The 17,863-nt window shown below is 59.7% G+C and carries 13 protein-coding genes and 1 pseudogene; 2 read left to right on the forward strand and 12 right to left on the reverse strand.

Annotated elements, in window-relative coordinates:
• Positions 1–242: 242 nt before the first annotated feature.
• Complete coding sequence (locus B3I26_RS27095; RefSeq protein WP_296262438.1) at positions 243–2,375, forward strand: TonB-dependent receptor; 2,133 nt, start codon at positions 243–245, stop codon at positions 2,373–2,375.
• Positions 2,376–2,401: 26 nt separating this feature from the next.
• On the opposite strand, the gene B3I26_RS27100 is transcribed toward B3I26_RS27095, so the two are convergent.
• Positions 2,402–2,869: a hypothetical protein gene (locus tag B3I26_RS27100; RefSeq protein WP_296262439.1), complete on the reverse strand. Its 468-nt coding sequence runs from the start codon at positions 2,867–2,869 to the stop codon at positions 2,402–2,404.
• Positions 2,870–3,194: 325 nt separating this feature from the next.
• Here B3I26_RS27100 and B3I26_RS27105 point away from each other — a divergent pair, with 325 nt between their 5' ends.
• The gene (locus B3I26_RS27105) at positions 3,195–3,431 is read left to right on the forward strand and encodes a DUF2789 domain-containing protein (RefSeq protein ID WP_296262440.1); all 237 of its coding nucleotides are present in this window, start codon (positions 3,195–3,197) and stop codon (positions 3,429–3,431) included.
• Positions 3,432–3,489: 58 nt separating this feature from the next.
• On the opposite strand, the gene B3I26_RS27110 is transcribed toward B3I26_RS27105, so the two are convergent.
• The 11 genes and pseudogenes from B3I26_RS27110 to iolB form a co-directional block, all read right to left on the reverse strand.
• On the reverse strand, positions 3,490–4,956 hold the full coding sequence (locus B3I26_RS27110; RefSeq protein WP_296262441.1) for a T6SS phospholipase effector Tle1-like catalytic domain-containing protein: 1,467 nt from the start codon (positions 4,954–4,956) through the stop codon (positions 3,490–3,492).
• Between the two features lie 324 nt (positions 4,957–5,280).
• Positions 5,281–6,315: pseudogene (locus B3I26_RS29025) on the reverse strand (methyl-accepting chemotaxis protein); the annotation flags it as partial.
• An 809-nt stretch (positions 6,316–7,124) separates the two neighbouring features.
• The gene (locus B3I26_RS27120) at positions 7,125–7,529 is read right to left on the reverse strand and encodes a TraR/DksA family transcriptional regulator (protein ID WP_296262443.1); all 405 of its coding nucleotides are present in this window, start codon (positions 7,527–7,529) and stop codon (positions 7,125–7,127) included.
• Positions 7,530–7,959: 430 nt separating this feature from the next.
• A complete protein-coding gene (locus B3I26_RS27125) occupies positions 7,960–8,982 on the reverse strand; it encodes an ABC transporter permease (protein WP_296262444.1) in 1,023 nt (340 codons plus the stop codon).
• Between the two features lie 85 nt (positions 8,983–9,067).
• Positions 9,068–10,636 carry a sugar ABC transporter ATP-binding protein gene (locus tag B3I26_RS27130; RefSeq protein WP_296262445.1) on the reverse strand — a complete coding sequence of 523 codons (1,569 nt, stop codon included), beginning with the start codon at positions 10,634–10,636 and terminating at the stop codon, positions 9,068–9,070.
• Between the two features lie 84 nt (positions 10,637–10,720).
• The gene (locus tag B3I26_RS27135; protein ID WP_296262447.1) at positions 10,721–11,650 is read right to left on the reverse strand and encodes a sugar ABC transporter substrate-binding protein; all 930 of its coding nucleotides are present in this window, start codon (positions 11,648–11,650) and stop codon (positions 10,721–10,723) included.
• A gap of 58 nt (positions 11,651–11,708) precedes the next feature.
• Positions 11,709–11,966 carry a hypothetical protein gene (locus tag B3I26_RS27140; RefSeq protein ID WP_296262449.1) on the reverse strand — a complete coding sequence of 86 codons (258 nt, stop codon included), beginning with the start codon at positions 11,964–11,966 and terminating at the stop codon, positions 11,709–11,711.
• Between the two features lie 384 nt (positions 11,967–12,350).
• Positions 12,351–13,370, reverse strand: coding sequence for a Gfo/Idh/MocA family protein (locus tag B3I26_RS27145; protein WP_296262451.1), 1,020 nt, complete (start codon positions 13,368–13,370; stop codon positions 12,351–12,353).
• A gap of 88 nt (positions 13,371–13,458) precedes the next feature.
• A complete protein-coding gene (iolD, locus tag B3I26_RS27150) occupies positions 13,459–15,390 on the reverse strand; it encodes a 3D-(3,5/4)-trihydroxycyclohexane-1,2-dione acylhydrolase (decyclizing) (RefSeq protein WP_296262453.1) in 1,932 nt (643 codons plus the stop codon).
• Positions 15,391–15,527: 137 nt separating this feature from the next.
• Positions 15,528–17,027, reverse strand: coding sequence for a CoA-acylating methylmalonate-semialdehyde dehydrogenase (locus B3I26_RS27155; RefSeq protein WP_296262454.1), 1,500 nt, complete (start codon positions 17,025–17,027; stop codon positions 15,528–15,530).
• Between the two features lie 26 nt (positions 17,028–17,053).
• Positions 17,054–17,863 carry a 5-deoxy-glucuronate isomerase gene (gene iolB, locus B3I26_RS27160; RefSeq protein ID WP_296262455.1) on the reverse strand — a complete coding sequence of 270 codons (810 nt, stop codon included), beginning with the start codon at positions 17,861–17,863 and terminating at the stop codon, positions 17,054–17,056.

Raw genomic sequence — 17,863 nt, forward strand, 5'->3', positions numbered from 1 at the left:
CCCTTAACTGACCCGGCTTTCGGATGCGCTCGTCCGTGCCGTCAGCGCGCACTTTTGTAGCCTTGACGCGTTGACCTCCCGTCGCTGCATGGCTTGCTGACGGCAGCGATCGTGCAGGTGCCAGCGCCAGTAAGCCTTGCGGCTACTCAGGCCTGGGCGGCGCAGACTGCATCCGGTAGCGACTTCAGCACGACAGCCTCTGAAGGTCCGGGTTCTGCGCACATTTTTTTCAGGTTCTGGCCATGAAACGTATTCCCCTGCTCGCCGGTTTTATCGGCGCGCTATCCCCTGTCCTCCACGCGCAAACCCCTATCGACCTCGCTCCCGTTACGGTCAACGGTGATGAGATACCCACCCCTGGGCTCGATCTCGAACAATCCGCCGCCAGCGGCACCCACCTGGGCCTGAGCCTGCGACAGACGCCTGCCTCGATTGCCGTCGCCAACCGATCCGACATTGATCGCCGTGGCGCGCATCACTTTCAGGACGCCGCCAATGCCCTGCCCGGAATCAATGCCAGCGCTCCGCCGGGGTTTGGCGGGTTCATCTCGTATCGCGGCTTCACCAGCGCCCAAGTCACCCAGATGTTCAATGGCATCAACGTCGCAACCGGCTTGGCCAGGCCAGTCGACAGCTGGATTTACGACAGGGTCGAGTTACTCGGCGGGCCATCCTCATCAATGAACGGTGCAGGCTCCGTGGGCGGCTCGCTGAACTACGTCACCAAACTGGCTACCCGCGATGAAAGGGTCGCCGAAGGCCGCGTCAGCTACGCCAGTTTTGATACCACGCAAACCGCCTTCGGCCTGAACCATGCATTGAGCGCCCCCACCTCGGACGAGCAGCATTACGCAAGGCTCGATGTCAGCCATACCACTGGCAACGGCTACATCGATCGTCAGCAAAACGATGCCTGGAACGTTGCGCTTTCCCTGCTCAGCGACCTTACGCCGAACCTGTCGCACACACTGGCATTGGAGTATCAGGACGAGCACGAAGACAGCCCGTACTGGGGCACCCCTGTGCTCAACCCCAAAGTCGGTGATCTGAAAATCGACAAACACGATCGTTTTCGCAACTACAACGTCGACGACGGCCTGTACGAACAGCGCACACGATGGGTACGTTCGATCATCGACTACCGTATCGACGACACCACCACACTGCGCAACACGCTTTACCATCTGGACAGCCAACGCGATTACCGCAATCTGGAAACCTACCAATACAACGCTACAAACACTGCCATCAACCGCTCGACGGCCTATCTGGTGCGCCACCAAGGCACCCAAAGCGGCGATCAGTTCGAGCTGCGCCACCAGAGCAATCTGCTGGGCATGCCCACCACCTGGGCGACGGGCCTCGAATACAAAGTTAACAGCACCACCAACAATCCCTGGAATGTCCCGGCCAACAACAGCGTGGACCCGGATCATTTCGATCCCGGACACTTTTATGACTTGCCGGGCACGCGGCGCGGTTTGGTCAAGGACAAGACCCATCAGGTGACGACCCGGGCGTTATTCGCTGAAAACCATCTAACGCTCAACGATCAGTGGTCGCTGGTAACGGGACTGCGCTACGACGATATCGCTCTGGACGTGATCAATCACCGCGAAGTGACCAACAGCAACCCACGTCATCTGCGCCGCGACTGGCAGCCGGTGACGGGTCGCGCCGGCCTGACCTGGCAATTTCTGCCGACCGCCAACCTCTATCTGCAATACAGCACCGCTGCCGAACAACCCGGTGGCACGCAGAATTTCGACGTCTCCACCGGTAAGCAATGGGAAATCGGCAGCAAGTTCGACTACCTGCAAGGCCGTGGCTCGGCGGCCCTGGCCGCCTACACGATCAAGCGCAAGGATTTCGCCATGACCGACCCGCAGGACCCCACCAACAGCCTCCCGGTGGGCCAACAATCATCGCGCGGCGTCGAACTGGCAAGCTCGCTACGAATTACGCCGGCGCTGCTACTGGAGGGCAACATTGCCTGGGTCGATGCGCAGTACGACGAGTTCAGCGAAAAGAACGCCGCCGGGGTCGTGGTCTCGCGCAAGGGCAATACCCCGACCAACGTCCCGGACAGAGTGGGTAACCTGTGGCTGACTTACGATTTCACGCCAAATTGGCAAGCAGGCCTGGACGCACGCTACGTGGCGTCGGTTTATGCCGACAATGCCAATACCCAGACGGTACCGTCCTACACACTTTATGGAAGCTTCCTGACCTTCAAGGTGACCCGGCAGACGTCCATCACGGGGCGGGTGGGCAACCTCACCGATGAGGTGTACGCGCGCTTCGCCCATGTGTCACCGGCGTACTACCTGGGAGAACCGCGAACGTTCGAGCTGGCGGTGCAGACGCGCTTTTGAATCAATTAGCACTCGAGGCTGGCGATTTATTCGCTGGCCTTGAACACCAGTTCGCCCTTGCGCCATTTGGCGGCCTTGGCGGTCGCGGCCTTGAGGATTTTGCTCAGGCCCAGCTGGATCTGTTCGTGGGCGGCGAACACCATGACCACGCTGTGCGATTCCTTGAATACGATACCGTGACCCTCGGGCACGTCGACGAACGCGTATTCGCCCAAGCCATAAACCGTCATCTTGATCTCGCGAAAACGAATCTCGAACTTGCCGCCTTCGCGACTGGGTAGCACGGCAGCGCGAAAGTGGTCGCCGACTTTCAGTTCCAGGCGCGGCTTGTCATCGACCACCAGGGCGGATTCGGTGTCGATTTCGGACATGTAAATCCCTTCGGGGGACTGCTCGATGACATAAACGAAACGTGCCTGGAACTGCTTTACCAACTTCGCGCGCAAATCGCCAAGCACGAATAACGCATGGGTATCCAGATTACTTACTGCCAATGTACAAACTCCCAACCTGATATGAACTCGCCCGGCCAGAGGCCAGGCAAGGAAAAGACAAAAGAAAGACAGTGCGTCCACGGTGCCGGACACTGGCACGACGGTGGATTCTACCGGGTCAGAGTCTATACGGGATATATGCCTTTCGTCCGTAATGTAGCTGTATCCGTGCATGAAACCTTGGGCGAGACTGTCTTCAAACGGCGCGCCCCCAACGCCGAGGCTGTGTCGTGCAGGCAAATGCTTAGAACTCTTGCCCTGCTTGCGCACTCTCATGCACGACTGAACACACCACATGCGGCTACGGCCCACCAGGGAGAACAACATGGAACTCGATACGCCGACGCTTGCAACATTGTTTGAACAACTGGGACTGGAGTCCGATGAGGCAAGCATCGATTCCTTCATCGGCCAACACCCGCTCTCTAATGACGTAAAGCTGATTGATGCCGAGTTCTGGACGCAGCAGCAAGCCATTTTTCTAAAAGAAAAGTTGCGGCAAGATGACGACTGGGCACCGGTTGTCGATGAATTGAATCAACGGCTGCACCCTAAAGAGTAAAGAAAGCCATTGAAGTGCAGGCGGCCGTATCAGGCCGCCCGCACGGAAATGACTGGCCTCACGTAGGGCATCCGGGCCGATGGACATTCGGAAAATGCCGACGTCCGTCAACGGCAGGCGCATTCACGAAAAAACTGTCTACCAGGCCGCCGCTTCTTCCCAGCGTGCCGTTCCAGTGCGCGGAACAATGGATATAGCGCCGATAGAGTAGCTGCAACTCCTGCGCTGACAACGGTCCACCCTGCCCTCGGGCGTAAGCCATGAGCTTTACCGCGATGCCACGCAATTCCGGTGGAAGGCTGAAATCTGCGTTATCGGGAATCGGCCTGAACGGCACTCCCTCATCGCAAGCCAAGCCATGCATGACCCTCAAATACACCCGCGACAGATGGCCGAACACGCGGCGCTGCAGCTTCACGCTGGCCACCACGGTCTTCATGCCTCGCCCTCGCTGCCCCATACGCTCGAAACACTCGATACTGATCGAGGCGTCAGCATCCTGCGGATCGAGCCAGCGCTGGGCATCCAGCTCGGCCATTTCGGCATGGGTCTGCAGCCACGCATCCGTGCGGTCGAACGAGGTGCCGGCGCTGACCAGGCTGCGACGGGGGCGAGTCAACGCTACCGTTTCCACGCTCTGCGGCTGGTAGCCACCGCCGATATCCGAGTGGCTGCCAGGCAGTGCGATCTCCCGCGGCCAGTCCGGTATCACGCTGTTAAGCGCAAAGTTGCGACGGTACTCGTCGGCTGCCACCAGATGCAGCACCTGCTGCGCACAACCTGGAGGCAGGAACAAATTGACCCGCGCATTAACGGCATCACGCACATTGCCAAGGTCCGAGATGCCGCCCACCGCCGCCACTGTGTCGAACAGCCCGATGACCTTCAGGCGTACGCTGGCGGCGCCCCAGGAAAAGTCGGCAGACAGCGGCAGCTTGCGCGGATCGAGCACAGGGCCTAGCAGGCCCTGCGACTGCTTGAGTATTTCGTTGGCCAGATGACGGGCCGCGGCTGCGCCGCGACTGAAACCGAACAAGTCAAACTGCAGACCTGCGATGACACAACCCGGATTGTGCAACTCGAAAGCACCGAGAAACAGGTTTATCTTTTTAACGCTATTGGCAACTTTGGCGAGCACGCCGGTATTACCGCGGCCAAATCCCTGACCTGACAAACGCGAGTCTCGCCCTCGCGAGGTAGTGCCAATACCACTCACATAAATCGACTCATAGGCCACAAGACCGATGCCTTCATTTAACGCCCGGGGTTGATGCTTATAAAGGTCGGCCAATCTTGCGATGTTGGTCAGATCATTACTGTAACTGCTGGATGGATCGCTGTGACGACCGGCGCACTCTTTGATATGCGCTCCCTTATAGATTTCGGCCATCGCCTGGCAGTCCGCACCGATCTGGCTGTTGACGCGGTTGTTGCCCGTGCCATCGAAAAACACCCCGATCCGCACCATGACCCGCAGTTTGCCGGTTGCGCTACGGGACACTGTAGCTGAGTGTAGTGCTGTCATATGTAAATTACCTGTGAATACACGTTAAAAGCCGAACAATCACTTACATATTCGGACATATAACTCACAGAATGCGCTTACATAGTGAATCGTCAACGCACAAAAGCTAACTTCAGAAACATCCCACTCAAAGATCAGACCAATACAATTCAGAACTTAAGACATCCCACAGCGCTAATAGCAAAAACTTACAAACGATATAAATACGTGAACACAAGTCGAAACCTAAAATAATACTTATATATTACTTCACTATTTTTCCAGCTATCTTCAACTAAGCGAGGCGCGGTGCTGCCCCGGCCTCGCTGGCTGAAAAAACACGGATCAGCGATGGGTTGCGCCGCCCTCGGGTTTATAGCCCAGGCGCAAGCCACCCCAGTGCCTGCCCTTAACCATGATAGGCACCGACAGATCGTGCATCAGCTCACCGGTATCACGGGTGTAAGTCTGCAGCAAAACCGGCTGCTGGTGGCTGCCACAGCGAATGCCGGTGCGGTCATCGAACTTGCGCTTGGTGCGGTTCTGCACGGTATCGACAGCGACATCCCCGGTCAGTGGCTTGCTGAATGCCTGATTGTGGGTCGGTACATAGCCCTGCTGAGTACAGGCGATGGCGAATACCAGACCCTCGTGACGCGTGAGCAGTGGTTCCTGGATGGCAGGCAGCACCTGATCGGTATAGCGATCAAAGCGGGTCTGGTATTTGGCGGGCGAGGTATTGGCGATGGGTTGGTAACTGCGGTCGAACAGGTCATCGAGACTGACGCGGTGCTGATCAATGTCCTGTTCGAACTTGCGTGCAACCTGGCTGGCGCCTTCCCGCGCTAAATCGTAGATACGCTGGTGATAGTCATCCAGGCCCACCTCGGCCAGTCGCTCGCTAATGGTTTCGGCCTGCCCCTCCATTTGCACGGCAGACTGGGCCAATTGACGGGTCTGGTCGTCGCTGATGGCCAGGTCGCTGCGCATTTGCTCGACCGCAACGAACAGGCTGCTCAGTTGCGCCTGATTGGTCTCGGCGCCCAAGGCGATCTCGTTGACCTGCCCTTCCACCCCCGCCGCCAGTAGCGCGATGTTTGCCAGCTGTCGTCCGGTGGTTTCTACCTGCTCGACGCCGCCGCCCAGGTCACCGGACAGTTGACGAATCTGTTCGACCACCTGAGCGGTGCGCTGCTGAATGTCAGCCACCATCTGCCCCACTTCGCCTGTAGCCGTCGCGGTTCGACCGGCCAGCCCACGCACTTCGTCAGCCACCACAGCGAACCCCCGGCCATGCTCCCCCGCACGCGCTGCTTCAATTGCCGCGTTGAGCGCCAGCAGGTTGGTCTGGCTGGCGATCGATTGGATAACCGAGGTGACGCGTTGAATCTCTTCACTGCGCTGGCTGAGGGCTTCAATCGATTGACGGCTACTATCAGCGCGCTCGCTGAGCTGATGCATTAGCGCAATGGACTGGTTGAGCACGCTCAGCCCGGCGTCACTGCTCTGACGCACTTCGCTGGCCGCGCTCAGGGCCTGCTGACTGAGCGATGACGTGGCCCGTTCAGTGGTAATCATCACGTCGGCACTGCTGACGATTTGCTCGGCGGCATTGACTTGGGATTGCAGCCTGCTCGCCAGTTGCCGCACCGAAAACGCCACGGCCGCGGCAGACAACGCGTTGTGGCTGGTGCTGCGCGACAAATCGCGGGTCAGGCTCTCGACAATGTCGTCCTGTTTGTCTGCTGCTTCGGGCAACCTGGGTCGCCGCAGAATGCGCGGCACCCAGAGGGTCAATAGCGCGAGCGGCAGGCAGGCATACACCGATACCTCACCCCGGTTCATAGCCACCAACAGCACGCACAACACCAGGCTTTGCAGTGTCGGCGTCAGCCAGTGTGAGGGTAAGACAGGGCGCGCTGTGGGCGCCGGTTCAACTTGCCGGGAAAGCGTCCCTGTGTCGCTTGCGTTAGCAGCCATATCCTTGACCTACCCTGCTTATCATTATTTGAAAAGCATTAAACGTCAGATACAGGCCATGCGCCATGCGCCGTTGGTGGTAATCGGTCGGATTTATGGACAGCGTCCGCGCGCGGCTCGGCTCATGCGTCCGCGCGTAAGAAAACCCGGACGATAAAAGGCCCGACTGCCCATAAAGGGCAGTCGGGCCATCGCTCTTTCGCGCCGGATCAGGCTTGGCGCTGGTGGCGGTCGATCTGTTCGTGGCGTTCCTGGGCTTCGATGCAGTATTTGGTGGTCGGGCTGATCAGCAGACGCTTCAGGCCGATGGGCTCACCACTGTCATCGCACCAGCCAAAAGTGTCTTCGGCAATACGGCTCAGGGCCATTTCCAGCTGCGGGAGCATGCGCTGGTCGCGGTCGATCACGTTAACCAGCCAGTGGCGCTCTTCTTCGACGGAAGCGGCATCGGCGGGATCAGCCGGGGTGTCCAGGCTTTCGATAGCGATACGGCTCTGCTCGATGCGCTCGTGGATTTCCACTTTCATGGCTTGCAGCAGCTCGACGAAGAAAGCGTGTTGCTCCGCGTTCATGTAGTCATCGGCCGGCATCGCCAGCAACTTTTCCTTGGTCATTGATTTCTCTATAAAAAAACGTGCATTAAGGCGAACCGAGGGAGCGCCTTGGCCCGATAGTGAAAGCGCCGTAGTCTCCAAGCGCCACCAGGCACTCAATTTACGAGGGGCGGCAGTCTAAGGCCGCTGTTCTTACTCGGCAACATAATTGATCGGCAATCGCTCAACAAGCCCCCGGATCCCCGGGGGTGTTGGGTGAAACCGAGGTTTTGATCGATGCCAAGGCATCGGGACATTACCTGGAGCGACCCGGCTTGCCGGCGATTGCGTCATTGAAATCGCCATCGTCGGCAAGCCGGATCGCACCCCAGACGGCGGTCGGCCCGCGAGGCCGTGACGGTCTCTGACCCACTGCCGCCGATTGCGTTCACCGCCGCACAAAAACAAAAAGGGCCTGAAACCAGGCCCTTCTCCATAACGGCTGAAACCTTCAGCGCTTGAGCTTGCGCTTGTTGCGGTATTGGTCGATGACCACCGCAACCACGATAATCAGCCCTTTGATGATGTCTTGTACATAGGCATCGACACCGATGAAGGTAAATCCGCTGGCCATCACCCCGAGAATCAGTGCGCCGATCACGGTTCCGGTGATCCGCCCTACACCCCCGGAAAGGCTGGTCCCACCGATCACAGCCGCCGCAATCGCATCCAGCTCGTAGGAAACCCCCATCCCCGCCTGCCCCGTCGCAGCCCGCGCCGACGCTACCACACCGGCCAGGCCCGCCAGGAGACCGGCAATGCTGTAGACGATCACCAGATGCCGCTTGACGTTGATCCCGGACGTGCGCGCCGCCTGCATGTTGCCGCCGATGGCGTAGGTGTATTTGCCGTACTTGGTGTAGCGCAGGGCGATATGAAAGATTACCGCCACTACCAGAAAGATGACCACCGGCATCGCGCCCTGTCCAATGGCGGTGTAGGAATCATTAAGCATGCTCACCGGCTGGCCACCGGTGTAAAAGCGCGCCAGACCGCGAGCCGACACCATCATGCCGAGGGTGGCAATGAACGGAGGAATCCCGGTAATGGCGATGATGCTGCCGTTGATCGCCCCGGCCAGCAACCCGACCCCAAGCCCGGCAGCGATCGGTATCCACACCGCAAGGTCGGTCAGCGAAGGGAACACGGCCCGGGTGTAGTCGGACGATTGTGCGAGGCTGGCCGCGATCATCGCCGTGAGCGCCAGCACCGAGCCCGATGACAGGTCGATCCCGGTCGTGATGATCACCTGGGTGACGCCAATGGCGATCATGCCGATGATCGACACCTGCAGAATCATCAGCACCAGGCGCTGGGAGTTCATCAAAAAACTCTGATCGCGCACGACCCAGCCGAACACCTCGAAAATCAGGCCTATGCCGATCAGGACCAAAAAGATGCTCAGTTCGGTGGGCATCCGCCGTTTGTGCTTGGTCGGCGCCAGGGCCGGTTTGTTGTCCAGTATCGCGTTCATCTTGATATGCGCCTTTTGTTCTTGTTCCGGTCACGACAGGCCCTGGGCATGTGACAAGCCCCTGGCCTGCCGCAGGCCCCTGGCATCAATGCATCGCGTTTCCCGACGCCAGGTGCATCACGCGCTCCTGAGTCGCCTGCGCACGGTCCAGCGTGCCCATCATTTGGCCTTCGTGCATGACCATCACCCGATCACTCATGCCCAGCACTTCCGGCAGTTCCGATGAAATCATGATGACCGCCATGCCCTCGCTGGCGAGCAGGGAAATCAGCCGATAGATCTCGGCCTTGGCACCGACGTCGATCCCGCGGGTAGGCTCGTCGAGAATCAGCACCCGAGGGTTGGTCATCAACCATCGCGCCAGCAGGGCTTTCTGCTGGTTGCCGCCAGACAGCGTATCGATGCACTGCTCCAGTGACGGGGTCTTGACCCGCAGCTTCTTGCACATGTCCTCGCACAGCGTGCGCAGCGCTTTCTGATGCACGAAGCCGCTGCCGGCGTAATGCGGCAGCACGGCCATCTCCATGTTTTCCAGCACCGAAAGGCACGGGAACAAGCCGCTGAGCTTGCGATCTTCGGTCAACAGGGCGAAGCCTTTGTCGATAGCGAAGTGCGGATCGCTGACCCTGATCGGCGCACCGTCCAGGTGGATTTCACCGCCGGTGCAGGGGGTGATACCGAAGATCGTTTCAGCGACGTTGGTGCGCCCCGAACCCATCAGACCGGCAATGCCCAGCACTTCACCGGCATGCAGATCGAAAGACACGCCTTCGAATACACCCTCGAGCGACAAATCGCGCACCGACAACAACAGCTTGCCGACAGGGGTGTCGCGTTCGGGAAACAACTGGTTCAGCTCGCGGCCGACCATCATCGAGATCAGGCTGTCGCCATCCATGCTGTCGGCGCGTTGCAGACCGATGTAGGCGCCGTCGCGGAACACTGCGACTTCGTCGGCGATGGCAAACACTTCGTTCATTTTGTGGGTGATGTAGATGATGCCTTTACCCTGTGCGCGCAGGTCGGCAATGATCGAAAACAGATGGGCGACCTCCTTCTCGGTAATCGCCGATGTCGGCTCGTCCATGATCAGCACATCGGAGTCGTAGGACACCGCCTTGGCGATCTCGACCATCTGCCGCTCGGCGATGCTCAGGCTGCCGACCTGCTCTTCAGGGTCAAGGTCGATGCGCAGCCGCTCCAGCAGTTCGGCGGTGCAACGGTGCATGCTGCGGTGATCGACCATGTGTAGGCCGTTGAGCTGCTCGCGGCCGATCCAGATGTTCTCGGCGATGCTCATGTGCGGCATCAGGTTGAGTTCCTGGTGAATCATCGCGATGCCCGACTGCAGCGCGGACAGCGGCGTGTCGAACACCACCGGTTTGCCGCGCAGACGAATCTCACCGGTATCGGGCTGGTAGATGCCGGCGATGATTTTCATCAGCGTGGACTTGCCCGCGCCGTTCTCGCCCATCAGCGCCAGCACGCTGCCGGGCCGCACGCGCAATTCCACATTGTCCAGCGCTACCACGCCCGGGAAGCCTTTACTGATGTTGCTGATTTCCAGCAGATAAGGATGCGCGACAGAGGCAGCAGTGGCATCAGGCGTTGCGCAGGGGATGGGAGCGGTCGAAGCAGTAGCGGAAGCGAACATGGTCACAGGCTCCTCAAGTGACAGCGGTGGCAGAGGGTCGGCAGCACCGCCCTCCGCGTCCGGTCAATTGTCGTGATGTGAACGTTATTTGAAGGTGCTGACGTTTTCCGGGGTGATCAACTTGAAGGGGATCACGATGGCCTGCTGCGGCAATGCTTCCTTCTTTGCCAGCTTCACCGCGGCGTCGATGGAGCCCTCGCCTTGGCCTTTGGCGTCCTGGAACAGCGACACCGTCAGGTCGCCCTTTTTAACCGCGGCCAGGCCATCGGGCGTGCCATCGATACCGGCGACCAGCACATCGCCCTGCTTTTTGCCAGCCTGCTTCAAGGCCATGGCCGCGCCGATGGCCATCTCGTCGTTGTTGGAAAGCACGGCGCTGAAGTCTCGGCCCTGGGTCAGCCAATTGTTGGTGATGTCCATGCCTTTCTGCCGGCCCCAGGCGCCTTCCTGCTCTTCGGCGATTTTCATATCGGGGTATTTTTTCAGCACCTCTTTCACGCCTTCGGTGCGGTCGCGGGTTGAGTTGTTCGACAGTTCCCCAAGCAGTATCACGATGGTGCCCTTACCACCGAGCTTGTCCGCCACGTACTGCATCTGCATGCGCCCTGCCTCTTTGTCGTCGGAAGTGACCGAGGCCACGCCCGCGGGCAGGTTCGGATCATCAGGGCGGCGGTTGACGTAGACCAGTGGAATACCGGCCGAGGTGGCCGCTTTGGTGATGCGTCCGGTAGCAGCGGTATCGACAGGGTTGACGATCAATGCGTCGACCTTCTTGCCGATCAACTCCTGAACCTGATCGAGCTGTTTGTTCACATCGTTGCGACCGTCGACGAATTGCAGATCGACACCGCCCATGTCCTTGGCTTTCTTGCCCATGTCTTCGCGCATGTAGGTCAGGTAAGTGTCATCGAACTGGGACATGGCAACCCCGATCTTCAGGTCGGCTGCCAAGGCTGCACTGCTGCCGAGCATCAGGGCCAGTGCCATAGAGGTTAAACGGGCTTTGGTATTCATGAACGGTCTTTCTCCAATTCTTGTTGTTGTAGTGAAATTGGCTAACGACTGAAGGGGCTCACGACAGCGTTTGCGAATTGCAAACGGAGTGTGGGGTGCACAAGTGAGGATTGGAAAAGTGCGCGACCGACGATGCCGATGCGCCACAGACCATCACGCCATGGCTCTGCACACAGAGCACGCGGGCAACGGTTTCGAGGAATCGGTCCAGCGTATTGACGAGAGCGGGCTTGATGCGTGAGACAGTGTGGGCGGGGGTCAGCAGCGAGCGTGATGCTGACCGGCAAGCCTTGACGGCATGTTTGAAAATGTTCATCGACGGTACCTGTCTTTTGGCTTTCTTGTTTTTGTTTCGGTCGTCCGTCCTGGCGTCGCGGGGCCTGAATATCAGCTTGGGACATCAGGTGTGGACGTCGATAGTCGGCAACCTGGAAATGACTCTATTGGAAAATAATTTCTACTTCAACAAATTTTAGAACTTATTTCTATTTTGGTTTTTTATTGCGATTCATCTGTATCAGAAGCCCGAATTGCCGGCAGTCGCGTCCTCTAAATGGCCGCGCCGCAAGCCATACAGTTACGCAACAGCGCGCATTCAGAGGACTGTCCGATGACACAAAATCTGCTGCTGTGCGGCCTGCCGGCGGTGCGCTCTTGAAGTCACTACCGCCAGCAAGCCGCACGGCGACGGGTGACTCATCTACAGCGCCACCACGCGCCCTTCCAACGCGCTGGTGCGTGCGGCATCCAGCACGGTTGTCGACGTCACGGCCTCCCGCGCGTCCACCGGATTGCGCCCCTGATTCATCAGCGCGTCCTGCAGCTGGCGGTAGAACTCGTCCCAGCAGCCACGTTCGGAGGCCACGCGCTCGCGATGCTCGCCCTGTTCGAACCAGCCCCAGCGCCGATGTTCTTCCACACCCCAGCGTTCGCCTTCGGATTTGGGCGATAGCCCGGCCAGTGCCGCGGCTTCCTGACCATCAAGACCATCGACGGTATAGCAGCCCTGCGAGCCGTTGACCCGAAACCTTGGCCCTTGGGCATTTTGCAGACAGCTGCCCCACAGGTGCGAGGTCACGCCGCTGGCATGAGTCAGCGAAACGAAAAAACCGTGGTCAACCTGTTTCTCGGGCGTAGCAAACTCAAGCTCGGCATAGACCCGCTGCGCCGGGCCGAACAACAGCAATGCCTGGTCTACCAGGTGGCTGCCCAGATCCCGCAAAATGCCGCCGCCGCTCTCCTTGCCCACCGATGACGGCGAATAGCGCTCGACCCGGGACTCGAAACGCGTGATCCGACCCAGCACGCCCTGATCGATCAGTTTGCGTACGGTAAGAAAATCCGAATCCCAACGACGGTTCTGATACACGCTCAGCAGCACACCGCGGCGTTCAGCAACATCCACCAGCGCTTGGGCATCTTCGGCGTTTGGGGCGAATGGCTTATCGCTGACCACGGGCACGCCGAGTTCGATGGCTTCCAGGATCAATGCCTGTCGCGAGGCCAGCGGTGTAGAGATCACCACGGCGTCGATTCCGGCCGCGACCAGGTCGGCCAGGCTGTCGAACGCCGCCACTTTGGGGTAGTCCTTTTGCAACGCCTGGCGTCGTTCGGCGGAGCGTGTCACGACCCCGGCAAAGGTGGCGCCGGGAAGGCTGGCCAGCAACGGCGCATGAAAAAAGCGCCCGCCTTTGCCGTAGCCGATGAGTCCGATTTTCATTGTGTTCTCCTGTTCAGCTAAACGCCGATTCGCTCTGTAGCGGTTAGGCTTGCCAGCTGCTACAGGGTTCATTACGTGCAGCCTGGCCTCAATACTTGCGGACCTTGGCCAGCATTGATTTCTGCCGTTCGTAAGCCTCGGCGGTTGTGCCGCTGGTCGAGACTTCAGCCACCCCCACCCGCCACCATGACAGGTAGCCGTGGATCATCGTCTTGGGCAGAACCTTGATGTCAATCAAGGTCGATACCGTCTGCCTGCGCGCATCACTCAAGGCCGCTAGCAGCGCTTCGGCGGTTTTCACCGTGTAAGTCTTGCAGCCATAGGCCGCCGCGCTCATGGCAAAATCAACCGGCACGAAGGCGCCATCGAGCAGCCCGGTCTCGGGATTGCGGAAACGGAATTCGGTGCCGAAGCTGCCCATGCCGTTGCCCATCTGCAGGTTGTTGATGCAACCGAAGGCCATGTTGTCCAGCAACACCACGTTGATCTTGCGCCGCTCCTGAATCGAGGTTGCCAGTTCCGAATGCAGCATCATGTAGGAGCCATCACCCACTAGCGCATACACCTCACGCTCCGGCGCGGCCATCTTTACGCCCAACGCGGCGTTGACCTCATAACCCATGCACGAGTAGCCGTATTCGACGTGATAGCTGTCAACACTGGTACTGCGCCACGCCCGTTGCAGATCGCCCGGCAGGCTTCCCGCCGCAGCGACGATCACCGCGTCCTGGGGCAATTGCTGATTGAGCAGGCCCAGCACGTGGCTTTGAGTCAGGCACGAGCCGGTCATCTCGATGAAATCGCGCAGCACTTGCGGGTCCAGATGCCCGGGCACTTCAGGTTCAAAATCCTCGGTCTGGTACTGCACTGCGTACAGACGATCCACTTCGGTATCCAGCGCGGAGCGTGCCTGAGCAGGCGCGTCGCCCCATTGTGTGCGGTAATCGTCCAGGCCCTCTGTCAACGCCTGCAATGCCAGTTGCGCATCGGCCAGCACCTGCACGCCATCGAGCTTTTGTACATCGAAAGCGCCGACGTTGAGGTTAAGGAATTGCACCTGCGGGTTCTGGAACAGCGACTTGGAACCGGTGGTGAAATCGCTGTAACGGGTGCCGACGCCAATGATCAGATCCGCCTCGCGAGCCAGGGTGTTGGCGGCCAGCGAACCGGTCTCGCCAATGCCGCCCATGTTCAGCGGGTGCGCCGAGACGATGGCACTCTTGCCAGCCTGGGTCTCGCTGAATGGAACGCCGAAGCGCTCGGCAAAGGCCAGCAGTTGCGTCGCCGCGCCGGAATAACGCACGCCGCCACCGCAGATCAGCAGCGGCTTGCGCTTGCTTTTGAGCAGCGTCAGGGCGTCATTAAGCATCGCCTGGGTTGGCGGACGGCGGTCAATGCGATGCACACGCTTTTGCAGAAACGAATCGGGATAATCGTACGCCTCGCCCTGCACGTCCTGTGGCAGAGCCAAGGTCACAGCGCCGGTTTCAGCGGGGTCAGTGAGCACGCGCATGGCACAAAGCGCAGCGCTCATCAGTTGCTCGGGCCGATTGATCCGGTCCCAGTACTTGCTCACGGCCTTGAATGCGTCGTTGGTGCTGATACTCAGGTCGTGGAACTGTTCGATCTGTTGCAGCACCGGGTCGGGCTGGCGACTGGCGTACACATCGCCGGGCAGCAGCAACAACGGAATACGGTTGGCCGATGCAGTAGCGGCAGCGGTGATCATGTTCGCCGCGCCAGGCCCCACCGAAGACGTGCAGGCGTAGATTTTGCGCCGCAGGTGTTGCTTGGCGAAGCCCATCGCGGCATGGCACATGCCCTGTTCGTTACGGCCCTGATGCACGATCAGTTCGCCGCTGTCCTGCTCCAGCGCCTGCCCCAGGCCTAGCACGTTGCCGTGGCCGAAAATGGTAAAGACCCCGGCGACGAATTTGCTCTGTACGCCGTCGACTTCGACGTACTGGTTATCGAGAAATTTCACCAGGGCCTGGGCCATGGTCAATCGAGTCGTGGTCATGCTTGCCCCTTGTTGTTATTGGATGAAGCGGCGTGCTCACTGACGCCCGCGGCAGCGTCATGACTGGCCAGCGGCGGCACTTTTACTGTCGCTGCCGCCGGCAAGACGGATGGCTACAGGGCTTGCAGCGCTGAAGCTTATTTCGCCGTCGGCATACTGAACTCAGCGCCCTTGGCGATGCTGTCCGGCCAGCGCTGCATGACGCTTTTGTAACGGCTGTAGAAGCGCAGGCCTTCTTCGCCATAGGCATGGTGATCACCGAACAGCGAGCGCTTCCAGCCACCAAACGAATGCCAGGCCATCGGCACCGGAATCGGCACATTGATGCCCACCATGCCGACCTTGATGGTGCGCGCGAACGCCCGGGCAATGCCGCCATCGCTGGTGAAGCACGACACGCCGTTGCCAAACTCGTGAGCGTTGATCAGCGCCACCGCAGCGGCGAAATCCGGCACATGGACGATGCCCAGCACCGGCCCGAAAATCTCCTCCTTATAGATAGCCATGTCCGGGGTGACCTCATCGAACAGCGTGGCCCCGACGAAGAACCCGTTTTCCGCCCCAGGCACCTTGAAGTTACGCCCGTCGACGATCAGCTTCGCCCCTTCTTTGACCCCCTGATCGATATAGCCCTCGACCTTGGTCTTGTGCACCGCAGTGACCAGCGGCCCCATGTCCGAATCGGCATTCATGCCATTGCCGACCTTGAGCGAGTCGATGCGCGGCAACAGCTTGTCGATCAGTTTCCGGCCGACATCGCCTACCACCACGGCAATGGAAATGGCCATGCAGCGCTCCCCTGCCGAACCGTAGGCCGCGCCGATCAAGGCATCGGCAGCCTGATCCAGATCGGCGTCGGGCATCACGATCATGTGGTTTTTCGCCCCGCCCAGCGCCTGCACCCGCTTGCCATGGGCGGTGCCCTGCTGATGAATGTATTCGGCAATCGGTGTCGAGCCGACGAAGGAAATCGCCTCGATGCCTTTGTGTTTCAGCAAAGCGTCCACCGCCACCTTGTCGCCCTGCACCACGTTGAACACGCCGTCCGGCAGGCCGGCTTGCTTCAGCAGACGCGCCATTAGCAGGCTGGCGGAAGGGTCGCGCTCGGAGGGCTTGAGGATGAAACAGTTACCGGTCACCAGCGCCATGGGAATCATCCACAGCGGCACCATCACCGGGAAGTTGAACGGCGTGACCCCGGCGCATACGCCCAGTGGCTGACGCAGGTTCCAGTTGTCGATGCCACCGCCAATGTTGTCGCTGAAATCGCTCTTCAACAGGCTCGGCGCGCCACAGGCGAACTCGACGATCTCGATGCCGCGCACCACTTCGCCCTTGGCATCGGAGAACACCTTGCCGTGTTCGCGGCAGATGATCTCGGCCAGTTCATCGTGGTGCTCGTCCAGCAACGCCTTGAACTTGAACATCACCCGCGCGCGGCGCAGCGACGATTGGTCGGCCCATGCCGGAAACGCAGCCTGCGCTGCCGCGACGGCTTGATCGACAGTCTTCAACCCAGCGAGTGCAACGCGCGCCTGCACGGCGCCAGTGGCCGGGTTGAAGACATCGCTGAAACGCTCGCTGGCGTCCTGCTCGTGGCCGTTGATGTAGTGGCCGATGATCGGGGCGTTGCTCATGGCGGGCTCCTTTGAAGCGGGGTAATTTACAGATCCAGCAGCCATTGATGCTGCGGATCGTTGTGGAATTGCCAGGCGCGTTTCGGCCCGGCCATCACGTTCAGGTAGTAGGATTCGTAGCCATAGGGCACGCTGACCGGGTGATAGCCTTTGGGCACGGTCACCAGGTCATTATTTTCCACGGCCATCGCCTGATCGATGCTGCGATCGTCGGTGTAGACGCGCTGAAACACGAAACCCTGGGGTGGGTTGATCTGGTGGTAATAGGTCTCTTCAAGAAAGCTCTCGTGGGGCAGATCGTCCTTGTCGTGCTTGTGCGGCGGGTAGCTGGACGAGTGACCCGAGGGCGTGCGCACTTCGACCACCAGCAACGAATGCGCAGGCTCGGAATCCGGCAGGATATCGCAGACATAACGGGTGTTGGCCGCCTTGCCGCGCACGCTGCGCTTCATGGTGTCGGGTTTGATCAATCGTGCGGGCAGATCGCTGGAAGCATCGCCGGGCGCAGCACAGACCGCAATCTGCACCGCGCTGAGCGCAGTCACCTGAGTCTGGCTGTTGGGCGGCAGGTACACGGCGAACGGTGATTTGTCCTCGAATACCGATTGCCGATCGCCGATGTTTTCCCAGTTAAAAGTACCCTGCCCCGGCGCCTCGCCGCTGACAGTGACCCGACCGCTGAGCAGCACCAGGCACAGCTCCTTGTCGCCCGCGTTAACCGGCAGACGCTCGCCGACCGTCAATCGGTGCGCCGAGAAACCGACGTAGTCCAACACCCCCTCGCCCAGCGCCACGACATCGCGCCCGGCGGCCTTGCTTTTCACTAACAGGTTCAT

Origin of the sequence: Pseudomonas sp. UBA5706, assembly GCF_002419965.1 — a bacterium.
Classification (GTDB): domain Bacteria; phylum Pseudomonadota; class Gammaproteobacteria; order Pseudomonadales; family Pseudomonadaceae; genus Aquipseudomonas.

Coding starts and splice junctions, on each gene's coding strand:
- B3I26_RS27125 (WP_296262444.1), bottom strand. CDS start 8,982: ATGAACGCGATACTGGACAACAAACCGGCCCTGGCGCCGACCAAGCAC.
- iolD (WP_296262453.1), bottom strand. CDS start 15,390: ATGACCACGACTCGATTGACCATGGCCCAGGCCCTGGTGAAATTTCTC.
- B3I26_RS27105 (WP_296262440.1), top strand. CDS start 3,195: ATGGAACTCGATACGCCGACGCTTGCAACATTGTTTGAACAACTGGGA.
- B3I26_RS27095 (WP_296262438.1), top strand. CDS start 243: ATGAAACGTATTCCCCTGCTCGCCGGTTTTATCGGCGCGCTATCCCCT.
- B3I26_RS27110 (WP_296262441.1), bottom strand. CDS start 4,956: ATGACAGCACTACACTCAGCTACAGTGTCCCGTAGCGCAACCGGCAAA.
- B3I26_RS27120 (WP_296262443.1), bottom strand. CDS start 7,529: ATGACCAAGGAAAAGTTGCTGGCGATGCCGGCCGATGACTACATGAAC.
- iolB (WP_296262455.1), bottom strand. CDS start 17,863: ATGAACCTGTTAGTGAAAAGCAAGGCCGCCGGGCGCGATGTCGTGGCG.
- B3I26_RS27145 (WP_296262451.1), bottom strand. CDS start 13,370: ATGAAAATCGGACTCATCGGCTACGGCAAAGGCGGGCGCTTTTTTCAT.
- B3I26_RS27130 (WP_296262445.1), bottom strand. CDS start 10,636: ATGTTCGCTTCCGCTACTGCTTCGACCGCTCCCATCCCCTGCGCAACG.
- B3I26_RS27140 (WP_296262449.1), bottom strand. CDS start 11,966: ATGAACATTTTCAAACATGCCGTCAAGGCTTGCCGGTCAGCATCACGC.
- B3I26_RS27135 (WP_296262447.1), bottom strand. CDS start 11,650: ATGAATACCAAAGCCCGTTTAACCTCTATGGCACTGGCCCTGATGCTC.
- B3I26_RS27155 (WP_296262454.1), bottom strand. CDS start 17,027: ATGAGCAACGCCCCGATCATCGGCCACTACATCAACGGCCACGAGCAG.